We start from the raw sequence: 16,475 nt of genomic DNA on the forward strand, positions 1-16,475 counted from the left end.
CTTTGTCATAAAAGCTATTAGTAGATTCGACCTGCCCGCTATGCTTGGCGTTATATCCAACCATATCCTGCAGTCTGATGGTTGATTCGATTCGTTTTAGTCCACGTATAGACTTGTGTATTCCCCGCATGTGATCTCCATGCCTCACGACAGCTGATTTCTCCACATCGTGTAAGCCCTCCGGCCGGGCGGGTCGTGTGACCCGGCCGCAGGACTGGCCTGCTCGGGCCTCTTCTTCACACGGATTGCATTCACTAAACTGATAGGGGTAAGCATGACCTACTCGAACCAACTAACCGGGACGCCGATTGATCACCTGCTCTGCAGCTTGCTGAAAGACAGAGCACGCAGGGCTTTGGGCAAGAAGAAGCTGGGCCCAATTCAGGGAGGCGTGGAGAACGCTCCCCCCGACGTACTGCCCTCACACCCACGGGCAGGGGACACCCATGAACCTGACGGACGGTTCGCGGTCGAAGAGCTGCGAGGCTGGGTGCCCCTGGGCGAGCACATGGCCTGCGCGGTGTACAAGAGGGTCTGGCGCGGTGAGCACTACGTCCGCTGGCGCGTGTGGCATCGGCACCGGGGCTACGGGGAGTGGTACCCGGATAAGCGCAGGTTTGGAGTCTTCCGAAGCGAGTCAGTTGAAGCTTTAGCTGACACTTTAAGATCGGCGATTTAAGCATATGACAAAGGGCAATCCAATCGGTAGTAACCCGTCTGACCCAGATGAAGAATCATGGGAGAGGCACTACGAGAAACTGTACAAAGAGGAAGAGAAGAGGTGGAGGTTTTACGAAGCGATCGGAAAGATGAGAGAAGAGGGTTCTTCCTCAAAGGTTCCTCGTACCACAAGGTTATTCGGCAATAACTTCCTTGATCTAGCTGTGTACCTCGACAACTGGATTACAGACCCGTATTCAATGTCAATGGATGCATCAGCAGCACTTAACTACATCTTGCAAGATCTGGCGTGGCAAATTGCTATCGAGCTCAAGATTGTGGTTGGCGAAGGTGCAGCCGATGGTTTTAACCAACTCATATCTAGTCTCAAGCGACTGGCAGAGCGTCTAGATGAAAGTTGTATCAAACAGGATCACGATGGTATGCAGCGAGCTGAGTTTGTCTGGAGAGCTGAACAAGTTAATCAGCAGCTATACTACTTCGCCGAGCACTACGGTCATGACAATTCACCTAGTCCACTTCCTGATCTAGAGTGGCGATCCATGTCGTGGCTGAAGGAAAAGTGCCCCAATCTGAAGGAAGACACCCTTCGCAAAGCGACGTCAGCCGACCGAAAGAAGAAGCGAGTGAGAACCACCGTAACCGGTGGTGTCAAGCAATACCTTTTCAACGACATCTGTACCCATTACCGCGAACTGATCCCCGATGACCTTTTAGTTCCCGGAATCTCAGGGAGCCCGCTGGGAAGTGCCTCGGATTCTGCGGGATCCGAAGAAGATAATGACCATCTGCTGGCCTTTTAGCCCGTAGATTCGGGGCATGGAACCACACACGCCCGCACCTGACGGACCTTCCCCTTCCCTCCTCCTCAACGACCGCGAAGCCGCGAAATCTCTCTCGATCAGCACCCGCTACCTGTGGGAGTTGGCCAACCGCGGTGAGATCCCTTCAGTCAAGCTCGGCCGCCGCAGGCTGTACCCACGCGATGAGCTGAAAGCCTGGGTAGACAGGCGCTCCTCCGGCCCTAACAGCAGCTAGCCCTCTGCTCACAGGCAGATGGGGCTTACCGGCTGCGTCTGCCCTTGTCCCCTGAGTTCGGGGTTTAACCGGGATCCGAAGAGCGGCCGTGTGGCCTGCGCGGTGTCCTGCGGGAACTCTTGCAGGGGCATTAGGACTCGCATCATGAAGATTGATTTTAAGCCCTCATCCCATGGTAAACACCTGGTCACTGTCACAGTCGGTAACGATCTGATCCACGCCCACGCTCTCAAGCTGGCCGACGAGAAACAGCGTCAGCAGTTCGCCAAGCTGGCCCATCACGCAGACGAACGTATCGATCCCGATGACTTGTGCAGGCAGCTGATGAACGCCGCGGTCAATCCGCCCACCACGGATCCAGCGCCCGAGCAGGTCGAAGCGTCCTCTACAGAGGATGCTGAGAAGAGGCGCCTGCAACTGCTTGACGAGACACCGCAGCACATCAGGCTTGAAGCGGAGCAGATGCTGGCCTCTGCGAGCCTGCTGGATGAGGTCTGCGACGATGTGGAGCGGCTGGGTGTTGCGGGCGAGCGTGAGCTGATCCAGACGCTCTACCTCGTTGGCACAAGCCGTGTCCTAGAGCGTCCGATCAATGCCATCGTTCAGGGTCACAGTTCTGGGGGTAAGAGCCATGTGATTGCACACGTGACGAGGCTCATGCCGCCAGAAGAGACGATCCTTGCCACCTCAATGACGCCCCAGGCCTTGACCTACATGCCGCAGGGCTCACTCTGCCACCAGTTGATCGTTGCTGGAGAACGCAGCCGCGTTGAGAACGACGATACTGCTGAGGCGACCCGTGCGTTGCGGGAGATGCTCTCAGGCGGCTCCCTGAGCAAGCTGGTGACTATGAAAGGCCAGGACGGTCGTCTGCAGACTTCCCGGGTCGAGCAGGAAGGCCCCATCGCCTTTGTTGAGAGCACGACGCTTCAAGACGTCTTCGAGGAGGACGCCAATCGATGCTTGCTTCTTAGCATCGACGAGCGATCCGAGCAGACCCGCCGTGTGCTGATGGCTACAGCCAAAGGCGGCAATGTGGACCCCCGTCTCCTGGAAGCGATCACAGCTAAGCACCACACTGCCCAGCGGATGCTGCCGCGTGTCAGGGTCACCGTGCCCTACGCTCGGCGACTGGCTGAACTCTTCCCGGACAACCGCGTCGAGGCTCGACGGGCATTCCCGCACCTTCTGGGAGCCATCAAGGCCTGTGCACTGCTGCATCATCTTCAGAGGGAACAGAACGGAGGGGAGCTCATCGCGGCTCCTGAGGACTACGCCTTGGTTTACCGGCTGCTTCGCAAGCCGCTGACCCGGCTGATCGGCCAAGACCTCAGCGAAGGCGCGATCCGGTGCTTTGATCAGCTGTTCAACAAGTATGGCAACGATGCCTCATGGACCGTTCAGGATGGCATCAATCTGCTCGAACAGGGCGAGACCACAGTACGGGGCTATGTAAAAAGTCTCTCTCGGTCGGGTCTGGCGAGGATTGATCAGGCTGGCTACGGCAGCAGCCCGACGTACTACCGGCTGACCGGCAAAGGTGTGGACCTCAACGGCATCGACCTGCCGCCAGAGCTCTAGTTTTTTTCTCAAGCGGTCTGTCCCGCGGACGCGCGGGCTAGGTCTTATGCCATGCCTGTCAGACACTTACGCCCACACCCAGAGATCCGTGGACGAGCGCGGACAAACCTTCTCCGCAGCCGTCCGCGGATCCGGGAAGTGCGGACTCAAGGATTGAAACATGAACGACTTACGGCTTGTCCGCGTCTCCGCGCGGCAATCACACACGAATAAAAAAACCGCCATACACCTTGGCTGGTTAGTCCGAGCCCACGGGTTGCTTGAGGGTGTCGAGGAGGAGCCTAGGCGTGTGGCTCTTCGAGATGCCTTCGAGGAGAGGGCGGCCATCGCCTGCTTCGAGGGAGGGCTGAGCAGGGCGGAGGCCGAGAAGTTGGCCTTCGATGAGCTGGTGATGGAGCTTATGAAAAATGTTTGATCTTATTCATACAACAAGTATACTTGAAGCATGGCTAAGCAACTAAGTTTTTACGAACAGCTAAGGCGCGCTGTCGATGCCGATACCCGAAGCCGATATGCCCTTTGCAAAGCGACTGGTATTGCAGAGGCCAGTATGAGCAAGATGATGGCTGGGACCGGTGGACTGTCACGCGAAAACCTCGATCGACTTATCAATGAACTCGGCTTGGTGCTGGTGAAGCGCTCGGCCCTGAGAAAGAAAAGAGACTGACTATGGCAACGCTTTACACCGTGAAGAGGACAGGGGCCCGGAGCATCCAGTTCGCTGATGCCGAAGGGGTACGCAGGACGATCACGCTGGGGACTATCTCTGAAAAGCAGGCCTTAGGCCTCAAGCTGCTCGTCGAAGATCTGATCAACGCCAAGGCCAGCGGCGGCTCTCCTAAGCCTCTCACGCAGCGTCGGCTGGGGGAGTTGTCTCTCAAGCTCCGCAACCGCATCGCTGCCGTGGGGCTCTGTGAGCCGGTAGACACGGCCAAGCTGGGCGAGTTCATCCAGAACTACCGAGACGGTCGTGAAGATGTCTCGAAGGCGACACAGAACACTTACAAGCGGGCTGAGAAGCACCTGCTCGCCTTCTTCGGCTCCCAGCGTTCGCTGAGATCCATTACGCCTGCTGAGGCGGAGGCTTTCTCTATCGCCTTGCGGGTCAAGCAGAGGCTCGCTGAGAACACTGCGCGGCGGACGTGCGGAAGGGCCAAGCAGTTCTTTGCTGCGGCCAGGAAGCGCCGTCTGATCGATGACAACCCTTTCGAGGACCTGAAGTCCACGGTGCAGGGCAACCCTGAGCGGCAGTATTACATCAGCCGCGAGGTCGCCCAGAAGGTCCTGAATACGTGCCCAAGTGCTGAGTGGCGTCTGCTGTTCGCCCTGGGACGTTACGGGGGACTGAGAATCCCTTCAGAGATCCAGAGTCTTCGCTGGAGCGATGTTGACTGGGATCGTATGCGGATGCGGATCACCAGCCCCAAGACCCGCAATCAGGGTAAGGGAGCACGTGAGTTGCCGATCTTCCCCGAGCTTGAGGCGTGCCTGCGCGAGGCCTTTGAGGCGGCTTCTGAGGGATCTGAATTCCTCATCCCCACTTATGTTGGGACAAACAAGAACCCCGGCGTCCATCTGCGCCGGATCGTCCGCAAGGCTGGCTTAGCGCCCTGGCAAAAGCTGTGGCACAACCTGCGGAGTACTCGCCAGACCGAGCTCATGCAGGTTCACCCCGCACACGTTGTTGCCCACTGGCTGGGCAACACGGTGGCGGTGGCCGCCAAGCACTACGCTCAGGTCACAGATGAGCACTATGCCTCAGCAGTAAAGCGATGCAGCGCGCTGCAAAATCCCATGCAGCAGGTCACCGCAGAGTCTTGCAACACGTTGAACGCGGAGAGCCAAAACCGCTCTCACGATCCCCAAAACAAGGTTGTGCAAGCTGGTGCGGTCCAGTGCAGGAACCAAACAACCAGGCAAATGGGCCCGACAGGACTTGAACCTGTGACCTCACCGTTATCAGCGGTGTGCTCTACCAACTGAGCTACGAGCCCCCAACGCCTCCCGGCGTCGAACCGCAAATCATAACCACTCCCACAAAGCCCGGCAAGATGCTCACACGCCAGTCCGCCGTCTCAAAATACGCCTCAATCCGGAAAAACCCTCACCCAGTCCTCCGCCATATCCACCACCAGCCAGCCCGCCTGATCCGCCCGCTCCAGAGCCTTATCCAGACGCCCAACCGCCGATTCCCGATCGTATGCCCACTCACGCTCCGCATCCGTGTGATGAATGAGAACCCCCAGCCTCGGACCATCTCCCGCCGTCGTGTAGTCGAGCATCTGCAGGTCACCATCCGAGTTACCGAACGCCGCGACCGGTCGCCGCCCGATATGCCGGTGAATCCCCACCGGTTTGCCCGCCTTGTCATCAATGAAATCAATCTCCGCCTCACGACGAAGCACCGGCCCGCGATCCGTCATCTCATACACCGTCTTCACACTCGACCCCACCACCTGCTCAGGCGGGATCCCATACACCTCCTCGCTGAACACCCGAATCATGTCGATCCCACCACCCGACACAATGAAGGTCTTGTAGCCGCTCGCACGCAGATACGAAAGCAACTCGAGCATCGGCTGATAAACCATCTCCGTGTACCGCCGACCCGTCGTCGGATGTCGCGCCGTCTCGAGCCAGGCTCGCACCGTCGCCTCAAAAGCCTCGGTCGTCATCCCCGCATGGGTTGCCAGCACCACCTCCAGAATCGCATGCTCGCCCTGCTCCGCCAATGCATGCATATCGCCCGCAAGCACAGAACGATAGGGCTCCGTCGTACGCCATTCGGGATGCTCATCCGCCATCGCTCTAATCCGATCCACCGCAAACAGCAACTGGAAGTAGACCGGCTTCTCCGCCCACAAACACCCATCATTATCAAAGGTCGCGACCCGCTCGGCCACAGGCACAAAGTCAGGGCTCGATGGATCCGTTGTCCGCTCGACAAAATCAAGCAACGCATCCCGTGTCGCGCCATCACGCCACGAAGGCAAAGGCGAAGACGTCTCAATCGCCGTGCACCCCGACAACCCCAACAGCAAAACAACAGCAACCACCAGATTCCGCATAGCAAGCCCTTCCGACGCTAAACGCCGCCGTCACCATCCAATCCCGCGGCAGAGAATGCCACAACAGCAAACGCAAAAAACCCTCTGGGCGCCTCTCAGCGCGCAAAGGGTCATGAAATAGCTAAGACTCAGCGCCCGCGGGCAGCATTCTCAATCTGCTCCTGCACCTTCTCAAGGTTGAAGGACCCAGGCGTCTGGCTAGGCGGGTATGCCTGCAGCGTCTTGAAGAACTGGCCCGCAATCTGCTGCATCGGCACGATCACATAGGGCCGGTCCAGGAACCAATCGTGGTAGACGTTCGCATCGATCTGGGCCTTCTCGAACGGATCGCGCCGCAGATGGAACAGCAAGGGAACCCGCAACTCGGTAAACGGCTCCCGCCAGATCTGGAAAGCATCAGCCCGGTTCTCCAGAAATACACCCTTCCAGTCACCCAGCCGCATCGCGACGACCTGGGCATCGTCGTTAACGTAGAAAAACTCCTTGCGGGGCGATGCGCTGATGTTCTCGTGGAAAGTCTCGAAAGTACCGGCCGCTGCAAAGTACGCGTTCATGTCATAGCCATCGAGGTGCTGCCGGTATTCACGACCTATCGCCTCGTAGCCGTCCAGCAGGTCCTCCTTCAGGTCCGTCTTGCCCGCCGCCGCGGCAAACGTCACCATCCAGTCCTCATGGGCAACGATGCCATTGAGTGTCTCGCCCGCAGGCCAGACACCCGGCCAGCGAGCGAACGCCGGCACCCGGTAAGCACCCTCCCAGTTGCTGTTCTTCTCCTTCCGGAACGGCGTATAGCCGGCATCCGGCCAGGTGTTGAAGTGAGGACCATTGTCCGTCGAGTACATCACGATCGTGTTATCCGCGATACCCAGCTCGTCCAATAGATCAAGCAGCTGCCCAACGTGCCCGTCATGCTCGATCATGCCGTCGTGATACTCATCGCCATGCGGCGCAGACAGACCAATGGTCGCTTCCTTCAGATGCGTGCGAAAGTGCATCCGCGTGCCATTCCACCAGACAAAAAACGGCTCGCCGGACGCGACCGTCCGCTTGATGAAATCGATCGCCTCGGCCACGGTTTCGTCATCAATCACCTTCATCCGCTCGATCGTGAGTTGGCCCGTGTCCTCCACGGTGTGCCGACCGTTCGCCATCGTCGATCGGATCACGCCCCGGGGCCCGTAGGTCTCGAAGAAAGTCTTGCCGCTGGGCAGCACCATGTCCCCGGGGTAGTCACGGTTCTCCGGCTCTTCCGAAGCGTTCAGGTGGTAAAGCGGGCCAAAAAACACATCAAACCCATGATTCGTCGGCAGATGCTCATCGCGATCACCAAAGTGATTCTTGCCGAATTGCCCCGTCGTGTACCCCTGCTCCTTGAGAACAGCCGCGATCGTGATGTCCTGCTCCTGCCAACCCTCGGCCGCACCAGGAAGACCCACCTTCGTCATGCCCGTCCGCACAGGCACCGTCCCACCCAGAAACGCCGCACGCCCCGCCGTGCAACTCTGCTGAGCGTAATAGTCGGTGAACGACAAACCCTCCCGCGCGATCCGATCGATGTTGGGCGTGTGATAACCCATCATCCCCCGGTTGTTGTGGCTGATGTTCCACGTCCCGATGTCATCACCCCAGATCACCAGAATGTTCGGCTTCGCCGCAGAAGCAGCCGGCCTCGCGCCTCCATCCGAACCCTGCGGCTGCGCATGCGCACAACCCGTCACCAGACCAACCGCCATCAACATCATCACAAGCGCACGAGGGGCTCGCCACATATCAACCATCTCCTGATGAAAGAAAACCGACCCAAACAGCCCGCACAGCCTAAACCCCGCCAACAGCCCCAACAACCGTGACAGCGTTACATCGAGAAAATGAACAGATAACCCTTACCGATCGCGCAAATCTAAGCCAGCCCCCGAAACCACACACCGAAAACCCAGGTGACTCATCCCCGTGTCAGGCGGCGACGCCATCTTCGCACTCGGACGATAACTCTCGCAGTAACTCGCGTGACACAAAAACGACCCGCCCTTCTGAACCCGCGAATCCTCCGAATGAGGGTTCCGGGGATCCATCGTCGTCTCCGGACCCGTCGGGTCCGCGCAACAACCACCCGCCTCTAACGCAGCCAGCCGACGCTGATAAGCATCCGGCCGAAACTGATCCGATGTCCACTCCCACACATTCCCCGCCATGTCATACAACCCCAATTCGTTCGCCGGAAAACGCCCCACCGGCGCCGCACCCACAAACCCATCCTCCCCCGTGTTCCGATGCGGAAACGTCCCCTGCCAGATGTTCGCCATCTGCTCGCCGCCAGGCGACAACTCGCTGCCCCACACAAACCGCTGGCCATCGCTACCGAAACGCGCCGCACGCTCCCACTCCGCCTCCGTCGGCAAACGCTTGCCCGCCCACGCCGCGTAAGCCACCGCGTCATCCCACGACACATGCACCACCGGATAATCCTCACGACCCTCGATCGTGCTCCCCGGACCCTCCGGATGACGCCAGCTCGCCCCATGCGTCCACGTCCACCACTGCCAGTACGCATTCAGATCCACCGAACGATCAGGCGGCGTAAACACCAGCGACCCCGGCTCCAGCACCTCGTCCGAAGGCTTAGGCGTCCCCTCTGGCAGCTGCTTCTTTATCTCCTCCCAGTCCACCGGACGCTCCGCCGTCGTCACATAACCCGTCGCCTCAACAAACGCCGCAAACTGCGCATTCGTCACCTCCGTCCGATCGATCCAGAACCCGCTCACCTCCACCTCATGAGCCGGCCGCTCGTCATAACGACCCTCAGGCCCATCCCAGCCCATCGTGAATCGACCCCCAGGCACCCAAACCATCCCCTCCGGCGCCTCGACCCCCGCACCTGTATCCCCTGTATCAGCCACCGACGGTCTAGTCCACGCACCAACCAGCACCAGGCAAACCAACAGCGCCGACATCCAAATCCCGTGCCGACGTAATCGAAACAGACCCATCAACAACCTCCGTCCGTCCACAGAGCCCGACTCCCGCGCAATCTACTACATGAGCCCGACCGCGACGCGGCCGAGGCCACCACCAGACCCCGCTCACTCACCCCCATAAACCTCAGCCGTGTAGTTCGGCGACTCCCGCGTAATCATGATGTCGTGCGGGTGACTCTCCACCAGCGACGCCGATGACACCCGCACAAACCGACCCCGCTCCCGCAGATCCTCAATCGTCTGCGCCCCGCAATAACCCATCCCCGCCCGCAAACCGCCCACCAGCTGATACACAAAATCAGCCAGCGAACCACGATACGCCACACGACCCTCCACACCCTCAGGCACCAGCTTGTCACGCTGCTTCTGCCCGCCCTGCGAATAACGATCCGCCGAGCCCGCCATCATCGCGCCCTGCGAACCCATCCCCCGATACGTCTTGAACCGACGACCCATATGGATCACCAGCTCGCCAGGCGACTCATCCAGCCCCGCAAACAACGACCCCAGCATCACCGTCGATGCGCCCGCCGCAATCGCCTTCGTGATATCGCCCGAATGACGGATACCCCCATCCGCCACCACCGGCACACCCGCCGGCTCCGCCGCCTTGAGCGCCGAGAAAATCGCCGTCAGCTGCGGCATCCCCACACCCGTCACCACCCGCGTCGTGCAGATCGAGCCCGGCCCGATCCCCACCTTCACCGCATCCGCACCCGCCTCAATCAGGTCCGCCGCCCCCTCCGTCGTCGCCACATTCCCCGCGATCACCTCCACGTCATGCTTGGCCTTCACCGCACGCACCGTCTCCAGCACATTCCGCGAGTGCCCGTGCGCCGAATCCACCACCAGAAAATCCACCTCCGCCTCCAGCAGCGCCGCCGCACGATCCAGTTGATTCACACCCACCGCCGCACCCACCCGCAACCGACCCCGATCATCCCGACAGGCCATTGGGAACTGCTCCATCTTCGCGATATCACGCATCGTGATCAGACCCGTCAGGTGCATCCCCTCATCCACCAGCAGCAGCTTCTCCACCTTGTTCTGATTCAGGATCGCCTCCGCCTGCCCAAGCGTCGTCGAAGGCGGCGCCGTCACCAAACGCTCCGACGTCATCACCTCACGGATCGGCTTGTCCAGATCTGCCAGGAACATCATGTCCCGACGCGTCAAAATCCCCACCACCTGCCCCGTCGGCGTCCCGTCCGCCGTGATCGGCACCCCAGAAATGTGCTGCTCGTCCATCAGCCGACGAACCTCCGACGCCGGAGCCTCAGGCGGCAGCGTCACCGGGTCCGTAATCACCCCGTTCGCCGAACGCTTGACCTTCGTCACCTCCCGAACCTGATCCTCAACCGACAGATTCTTATGAATCACCCCGATCCCACCCGCCTGCGCCAGACCAATCGCCAACGCCGCCTCCGTCACCGTGTCCATCGGCGCCGAAATCAGCGGCACATTCAGCCGGATCTTCCGCGTCAAACGCGTCGCCGTATCCGTCTGCGCTGGCGTCACATCACTCCGCTGCGGAATCAGCAACAGATCGTCAAAAGTCAGCCCGTCAAAGAGAATCTTGTCTTCCATCGCCCACAGATACCCCCACCCAACCCCCAAGTCAAGACCACCCCCCACCCAACCCCCAAGTCAAGACCACCCCCCACCCACGCCCCGGCAACCCCCAAAAAACAGCGGGCCCGCCGAAGCGAGCCCGCTGAATCAAGTCTCAGTCAACCAATCAGCAAAGATCAGTTGTTGCCGTGGTCAGTGTAGGTGAAGTGGTCGTCATACACCATCGCAGCTTGGCCGCTGGTACCGTCCGGACCGGTGCCAGCCGACTGGGTGCCTTCGTTACCCACATCCGTGCCAGCAGCGGTTGGAGTCGGGGTCGAGCCAGTCGCGCCACCCACTTCCGAATCGGAGAACAGGTTGTCGACAGGCGTCTGCGTGCCGCTTTCCTCGATCACCATCGTCGTACCGTTCGACCACTTGGTACGAAGCACATGGTTGGTCTCAAACTGCACGTTGTTGTCGTTGTAACCAACCGAGCCACGCCAGTCACCCTCTTCGGTCGTGTGGATCGACTGCACCTGGCCGCCAGTACCACTCACGCCGGGATCGCTGTCGCTGTAGTGATTAGCACCGGTGTTCCGGTCGGAGATCACCGGAGCCTCGGTGTTGTAGGTGTCACGCCACTCGTTCGGCACGCGGCCAAACTTCGGCAGGTTGGCTGCCGCAGCCGTCTCACCTTCTGCATCGTCATCGTCGCTCTGCAGACGCAGCATCGCGTACGAGTAGTTGGCGTCGGTGATGTCATCAACCGCAGCCGTGCCCGTACCCAGCGCCTCGGTCCAGACCTGCTTGGTGTCCGCAGGACTGATCGCGATCTCACCGGTGAAGAAAGCACCCTGGAGCAGCTTGATGACACGCGTGCCCGGGTGACCACCCGACTCCGCATCATCGTTGACCGTCCACTGGTCTTCATCAGCCGGCTCAATCCGACCCCGTGTGTCCAGACCGGGGTACCGCTCATTATTACCCTGAGCAAAGGTCACCATCGCTTGGTGGATCGAACGAACGTTCGCGTTCGACTGCATCTGACGGGCCGTACGACGGGCAGCACCCAACGCCGGCAGCAGAATGCCGATCAGCAAGGCGATGATCGAAATCACCACCAGAAGCTCGATGAGCGTAAAACCCATCACCTTACGTTCCATAGCCTGTGACGTAGACATTCGAGTCTCCTAACGAAACAAAACCGAAAAACACGCTGGTCCGTCCCGAGCCGCGACCCGACCTGTCAGAGCCGCTCGGCAATCACCGGCGACCCAGGATCAGAGGGCATGGATAATGACGGGTGTCTGAAGCCTCAGCAAAGAGACAGAGTCCAGCAAACCGGCGACGAACCACTCGCCACCGAACACTAAATTGAACCCCCACAACAGGGCACTGTCAACCCAACCCAAACCCACAACCCCCACAAACCCCCCAAAACCGCCCTTCAAGGGCTCCAGATGCTCTGAAAACAAAGTTCATTCTCGGCCCTCGCCACCACGCACCCCTATCGCGAGTCACTCACCGCCAGCAGATCCTCAAGCGACTGATCGGCACTCGCATGGATCTGCCGATCAATCACCCCCTGAATCGCAGGGTCCCGGTGATGAAGCGGGCTCGCCTCATGCGCCAACGCCACCAGTTGATCCAGCCGCACCGACCCGGGCGGCCTCGCCAGCGACCAACCCGTCGTCGCAGCCTTCTTCCCCTCCACATGCTGGATGATCTCGTGCGCCTCCAGCCGGTCCAGCAGCGCATCCGCCGCATCCATCGAAATCCCCAGCTTCTGACTCACCGTCCCCGTCGAAACCACCCCGCCCGCCGTGAACGCCCGCGCCACCGCCAACGCCGCCGCGATCAACGCCGACCCCGTTAGCAACATCGGCTTCTGGTCATCCTGGTCAGGCGACGCTGGCAAACCCTCCGCCGGCATCGTCTGCAACGTGTAAGCCACCTCCAACCCAAACAGCACGATCAGCCACAGAATCCACAGATAAAACAACGACAACGGCAGCAACGCCAACGCCCCATACAAGGACGTCGCCCCCGCCTGCTGCACATACAGCCCATACAACTCACCCGCCGCCACCACACCGATCGCCGCTACCAGACCACCCACCGCCGCCCGACGCGTCGACACCCGGGTGTTAGGCAGCAGAACAAAAGCAAAACTCATCACCAGCCACGTCGTGACCAAAGGCGACAACAACACCATCGGACCCGCCAGCCACTGCGTCCATGAACCCGCCCCCACCACCTCAATAAAACGCTGCTGCATCACCTGACCCGCAAGAATCACCGCCGGCGCCATCGTGATCGTGAAGTAATAGAACACCATCCGCAGATACCACGGCCGATTCTCCTGAGCCTTGTAAACCCGATTGAAAGACCCCTCGATCGTCGCCAGCAAACCCGTCGCCCCGTAAATGAACACCAGCAGACCGATCACACCAATCCCCGACAGATTCACCGATTCCAGCGTGTCCAGAATCGCCTGCAGATTCTCAGATAGCGCCTCCCGAGCCCGCTCAAACTCCGCCTGACGACCCGCCTCCAGCAGGGCACTCTCCTCGTTCACATCCGGCATAAGCGGCTCCGCCAGACCCTCCAGAACCGTCGGCTCCGCACCCTCGCCATGCTGCTGTACCGCCCCCGATGGCGCCGGCGCCTCCAGCCACTCCAACGCCCAACTCACCGCCTGATCCTTGAACCGCGCCCGATCCGCCTCTCCCACCAGCGCCGAACTCACCACCAGCATCAGCACCAGCGTCGGCAGCAAACTGAAAAGCGTGTGGTACGTCAACGCCGCCGCCATCGTCCCCGCACGGTCACGACGTAGCTCCCGAGCACAGAAAACCGCGAACAGCAACATAAACCGAAGCGAACGCTGCGAAGCCGTCAGATCATCCTGCGGCCGATCAATAAACCCGTGAACGCGGCCCGTGAGTCTCTGAATCCAACCTGCCATAGCCCTGCCTCACTTGCCCCGGGTGCTCGGTAACACGTCCGTCCTCAAGGCGGATCGTAGCCGGAACCACCAAAAGGATGGCAACGGGCCAGCCGACGAAGCCCCAGCAACACACCTCGAACCGGCCCATGCTTCTGCACCGCATCCAGCATGTACTGACTGCACGTCGGATGAAACCGACAATGACCCCCCATCACCGGGCCAAGCGTCACCCGATAAAGCATCACCAAACCCACGATCAGATGCTCCAACACCGAAGACACAACGCCCAGGCACCACCGCATCACGACACCCCATCCCCATCCGCCTTCCCCGCCGCGCGCCGCTCCCGCTTCTGCCACTCCAGGTCAAGAGCCCCCGTCGCCGCCACAAGCAGCCGCTGATAATCCGCAAGCGCCAGAAACCGATGCGGCCGAACAATCACCACCAGGTCATACCCCTGCGGCCCATCCTGCCGCGTCGTCCGAAACGCCTCCCGCAGCAACCGCTTGATCCGGTTCCGCGCCACCGCCCGACCAACCTTCCGGCTCACCGTCAGACCCAGCCGCGATTCCGCCAACCCGTTCGGCCGCGCCAGCACCGTCAGCGGGCCAGCGTTCTTCCGCACCCGAGCCGCATGCACCGCACGAAACGCACCCGCCCCATGCAACCGATGACGGTGCCGAAAAACGAGCCGGGGTGTAGAGGATGCTGCAGCCGCCATCATGACAACCCACATCCTACGCCCCTCCCCGCCCCGCGAGCACGCCTCAGCCCCGCTCCGCCAGCGCCCGGTGGTACGTCCGCATCAGACGGGCCCGCGTGATCACCCCGATCACCTCCCCGTGATCGATCACCGCCAGCGACGCCACCTCGTGATCCGAAAACTTGTCCATCACCGAGTCCAGCGTCTCATCAAGCGTCGCCGTCGGCAGATCCGTACGCATCAGCTCCGCCACGATCATCAGCGGAATCGCCTCCCGCTCGATCAGCGACGTCCGCAGGTCATCGCCCACCACCATCCCCGCATAAGCCCCCTGAGACGTCCGCACCACAAAGTCCGATGCCTGATGCTCATTCGTCAGATCGACCAGCCGCTGAGCCGGATCGGCAGGCAGAATGTGCGCACAAGGCACCAGCGGAACATCACGCGCCGTCAGCCGCCGCAAAAGGGTCATGTCCGACCGCGTCCCCATCCGAACCCCACGCTTACGCAGCCAGGCGATGTAAATCGAGTCCGGCTGCAACAGCTGCGAACACGCCAGCGACAGAATCGACACAATCATGATCGGCAGAATCACCCGATAGTCCCGCGTCACCTCAAACACCAGCAGCGTCGCCGTCAGCGGTGCATGAATCACCGCCGCAATCATCCCCGCCATCCCCGCCAACGCATACGTCGCAGGCGTTGACCCCGGCAGCAAACCCACCAGATCCAGCACCAACGCAAAACCACCACCCAGCATCGCCCCCATGAACAGCGACGGCGCGATGATCCCCCCCGATCCGCCCGAACCGATCGTCAGCGCCGTACCAACCACCTTGAAAACAATCGCAACCAGCAAAGCCCACCACACCGCATGAATGACAGGACCCGACCCCTCCACACCACCCGTACCGTAAGACGCCGGATTCAGCAACGCCTCAATCACCGGATAGCCATTCCCGAAAAACACCGGATAGTCATAACCCACCACCGGATAACCAAACAGCTCCACATACACAATGCCCAGCACGCCAAGACTCAAACCCCCAAGCGCCGGCCGCAGCCACCGCGGTCCCGGGGCGCGTTGCCACACCAGGTCCGAACGACGCATCGTCATCGCAAATCCCACACCCAGCAGACCGCACACCACCCCCAGAACAATGTACGCCGGCAACTCCGTGATCAGAAAACGATACTCCGTTAAAGCAAACGGCAGATTGAACACCGCCCCCGTTTCACCCAGCACCGCCTGCGCTACCGCCGTACCGAACACCGACGCGATCACGATCGGCGTAAACGTCTTGAACGAAAAATCCCGCAGCATCACCTCAAGCACAAACAAAACCCCCGCAATCGGCGCATTGAAAATGCCCGCCGTACCCGCCGCCGCGCCGCAGCCAACCAGCGTCGACATGTGCTCCCGACCCACCCGCAAAAACTGACCCACCTGAGAACCCAGCACCGAACCGATCTGAATGATCGGCCCCTCCACACCCGCCGAACCCCCCGACGAAAGCGTGCTCGCCGACGTAAACGCCTTAAAGATCCCCATCTTCGCCGGCATCTTCCCCTGCTTCCGAGCCAGCGCCTCCATCACCTCGGGAACACCATGGCTCTGACCGATCCGGCCAATCACCTCCTGAAGCAAACCCACAATCAGACCGCCCAAAGCCGGCAGCAACAGCAGCACCAGCCAACCCCGACCCCCCTCAACCGCATGCGCCAGCCGATCAAACAGATCGTGCTTCGCCGCATGAACCAGCCAGTCAAAACCCACCGCCACCAGACCACCCAGCGTCCCCACGATCGCCGCCAACGGAATCAACAGCCAGTCCCGGTCAAAGCCGGCCGCTGTCAGATAACGCGTCAGTCTCGCTCGAAGGTGTCCGTCACTCACGCAGCCGAGTGTAACGCGTCACACAAAA

15 protein-coding genes, 1 tRNA gene and 1 pseudogene are annotated in these 16,475 nt (G+C 60.5%); 6 read left to right on the top strand and 11 right to left on the bottom strand.

Annotated elements, in window-relative coordinates; genetic code table 11:
• Positions 1–683 precede the first annotated feature (683 nt).
• From ACQZAB_RS07410 to ACQZAB_RS07430, 5 genes are all read left to right on the top strand, one after another.
• Entirely contained in the window at positions 684–1,484 is an 801-nt protein-coding gene (locus ACQZAB_RS07410; protein WP_428388485.1) for a hypothetical protein, read from the top strand.
• A gap of 16 nt (positions 1,485–1,500) precedes the next feature.
• Positions 1,501–1,719, top strand: coding sequence for a helix-turn-helix domain-containing protein (locus ACQZAB_RS07415; RefSeq protein WP_428388487.1), 219 nt, complete (start codon positions 1,501–1,503; stop codon positions 1,717–1,719).
• A gap of 144 nt (positions 1,720–1,863) precedes the next feature.
• Positions 1,864–3,300 carry a hypothetical protein gene (locus ACQZAB_RS07420; protein ID WP_428388489.1) on the top strand — a complete coding sequence of 479 codons (1,437 nt, stop codon included), beginning with the start codon at positions 1,864–1,866 and terminating at the stop codon, positions 3,298–3,300.
• A 160-nt stretch (positions 3,301–3,460) separates the two neighbouring features.
• A complete protein-coding gene (locus ACQZAB_RS07425) occupies positions 3,461–3,715 on the top strand; it encodes a hypothetical protein (RefSeq protein WP_428388491.1) in 255 nt (84 codons plus the stop codon).
• Between the two features lie 30 nt (positions 3,716–3,745).
• Positions 3,746–3,967, top strand: a complete 222-nt coding sequence (locus ACQZAB_RS07430) for a helix-turn-helix domain-containing protein (RefSeq protein WP_428388493.1) — start codon at positions 3,746–3,748, stop codon at positions 3,965–3,967.
• 113 nt (positions 3,968–4,080) lie between these two features.
• Here the strand turns inward: ACQZAB_RS07430 and ACQZAB_RS07435 are convergent, their stop codons facing one another.
• On the bottom strand, positions 4,081–4,323 hold the full coding sequence (locus tag ACQZAB_RS07435) for a hypothetical protein (protein ID WP_428388495.1): 243 nt from the start codon (positions 4,321–4,323) through the stop codon (positions 4,081–4,083).
• Here ACQZAB_RS07435 and ACQZAB_RS07440 point away from each other — a divergent pair.
• Positions 4,249–5,040: pseudogene (locus ACQZAB_RS07440) on the top strand (tyrosine-type recombinase/integrase); the annotation flags it as partial. The gene ACQZAB_RS07435 and the pseudogene ACQZAB_RS07440 overlap by 75 nt on opposite strands.
• A gap of 181 nt (positions 5,041–5,221) precedes the next feature.
• On the opposite strand, the gene ACQZAB_RS07445 reads toward ACQZAB_RS07440, so the two are convergent.
• From ACQZAB_RS07445 to ACQZAB_RS07490, 10 genes are all read right to left on the bottom strand, one after another.
• Positions 5,222–5,294 (bottom strand) — tRNA-Ile (locus ACQZAB_RS07445).
• 93 nt (positions 5,295–5,387) lie between these two features.
• On the bottom strand, positions 5,388–6,368 hold the full coding sequence (locus tag ACQZAB_RS07450; RefSeq protein ID WP_428388497.1) for an HAD family hydrolase: 981 nt from the start codon (positions 6,366–6,368) through the stop codon (positions 5,388–5,390).
• A 128-nt stretch (positions 6,369–6,496) separates the two neighbouring features.
• Positions 6,497–8,137 (bottom strand): arylsulfatase, encoded by a 1,641-nt coding sequence (locus tag ACQZAB_RS07455; protein WP_428388499.1) that lies wholly within the window; start codon positions 8,135–8,137, stop codon positions 6,497–6,499.
• Between the two features lie 114 nt (positions 8,138–8,251).
• Positions 8,252–9,265, bottom strand: coding sequence for a formylglycine-generating enzyme family protein (locus ACQZAB_RS07460; protein ID WP_428388501.1), 1,014 nt, complete (start codon positions 9,263–9,265; stop codon positions 8,252–8,254).
• Positions 9,266–9,448: 183 nt separating this feature from the next.
• Positions 9,449–10,930 (bottom strand): IMP dehydrogenase, encoded by a 1,482-nt coding sequence (gene guaB / locus ACQZAB_RS07465; protein ID WP_428388503.1) that lies wholly within the window; start codon positions 10,928–10,930, stop codon positions 9,449–9,451.
• A gap of 161 nt (positions 10,931–11,091) precedes the next feature.
• Positions 11,092–12,078: a type II secretion system protein gene (locus ACQZAB_RS07470; protein ID WP_428388506.1), complete on the bottom strand. Its 987-nt coding sequence runs from the start codon at positions 12,076–12,078 to the stop codon at positions 11,092–11,094.
• 326 nt (positions 12,079–12,404) lie between these two features.
• Positions 12,405–13,865: a YihY/virulence factor BrkB family protein gene (locus ACQZAB_RS07475; RefSeq protein ID WP_428388508.1), complete on the bottom strand. Its 1,461-nt coding sequence runs from the start codon at positions 13,863–13,865 to the stop codon at positions 12,405–12,407.
• 44 nt (positions 13,866–13,909) lie between these two features.
• On the bottom strand, positions 13,910–14,149 hold the full coding sequence (yidD, locus tag ACQZAB_RS07480) for a membrane protein insertion efficiency factor YidD (protein ID WP_428388511.1): 240 nt from the start codon (positions 14,147–14,149) through the stop codon (positions 13,910–13,912).
• Entirely contained in the window at positions 14,149–14,568 is a 420-nt protein-coding gene (gene rnpA / locus ACQZAB_RS07485) for a ribonuclease P protein component (protein WP_428388513.1), read from the bottom strand. Before rnpA ends, yidD begins: the two co-directional genes overlap by 1 nt.
• A gap of 46 nt (positions 14,569–14,614) precedes the next feature.
• The gene (locus tag ACQZAB_RS07490) at positions 14,615–16,447 is read right to left on the bottom strand and encodes a chloride channel protein (RefSeq protein ID WP_428388515.1); all 1,833 of its coding nucleotides are present in this window, start codon (positions 16,445–16,447) and stop codon (positions 14,615–14,617) included.
• Positions 16,448–16,475: the final 28 nt, after the last annotated feature.

The organism is Mucisphaera sp., assembly GCF_965279675.1.
GTDB lineage: Bacteria > Planctomycetota > Phycisphaerae > Phycisphaerales > Phycisphaeraceae > Mucisphaera.

Coding starts and splice junctions, on each gene's coding strand:
- ACQZAB_RS07410 (WP_428388485.1), top strand. CDS start 684: ATGACAAAGGGCAATCCAATCGGTAGTAACCCGTCTGACCCAGATGAA.
- ACQZAB_RS07415 (WP_428388487.1), top strand. CDS start 1,501: ATGGAACCACACACGCCCGCACCTGACGGACCTTCCCCTTCCCTCCTC.
- ACQZAB_RS07420 (WP_428388489.1), top strand. CDS start 1,864: ATGAAGATTGATTTTAAGCCCTCATCCCATGGTAAACACCTGGTCACT.
- ACQZAB_RS07425 (WP_428388491.1), top strand. CDS start 3,461: ATGAACGACTTACGGCTTGTCCGCGTCTCCGCGCGGCAATCACACACG.
- ACQZAB_RS07430 (WP_428388493.1), top strand. CDS start 3,746: ATGGCTAAGCAACTAAGTTTTTACGAACAGCTAAGGCGCGCTGTCGAT.
- ACQZAB_RS07450 (WP_428388497.1), bottom strand. CDS start 6,368: ATGCGGAATCTGGTGGTTGCTGTTGTTTTGCTGTTGGGGTTGTCGGGG.
- ACQZAB_RS07455 (WP_428388499.1), bottom strand. CDS start 8,137: ATGTGGCGAGCCCCTCGTGCGCTTGTGATGATGTTGATGGCGGTTGGT.
- guaB (WP_428388503.1), bottom strand. CDS start 10,930: ATGGAAGACAAGATTCTCTTTGACGGGCTGACTTTTGACGATCTGTTG.
- ACQZAB_RS07470 (WP_428388506.1), bottom strand. CDS start 12,078: ATGTCTACGTCACAGGCTATGGAACGTAAGGTGATGGGTTTTACGCTC.
- ACQZAB_RS07475 (WP_428388508.1), bottom strand. CDS start 13,865: ATGGCAGGTTGGATTCAGAGACTCACGGGCCGCGTTCACGGGTTTATT.
- yidD (WP_428388511.1), bottom strand. CDS start 14,149: ATGCGGTGGTGCCTGGGCGTTGTGTCTTCGGTGTTGGAGCATCTGATC.
- rnpA (WP_428388513.1), bottom strand. CDS start 14,568: ATGGCGGCTGCAGCATCCTCTACACCCCGGCTCGTTTTTCGGCACCGT.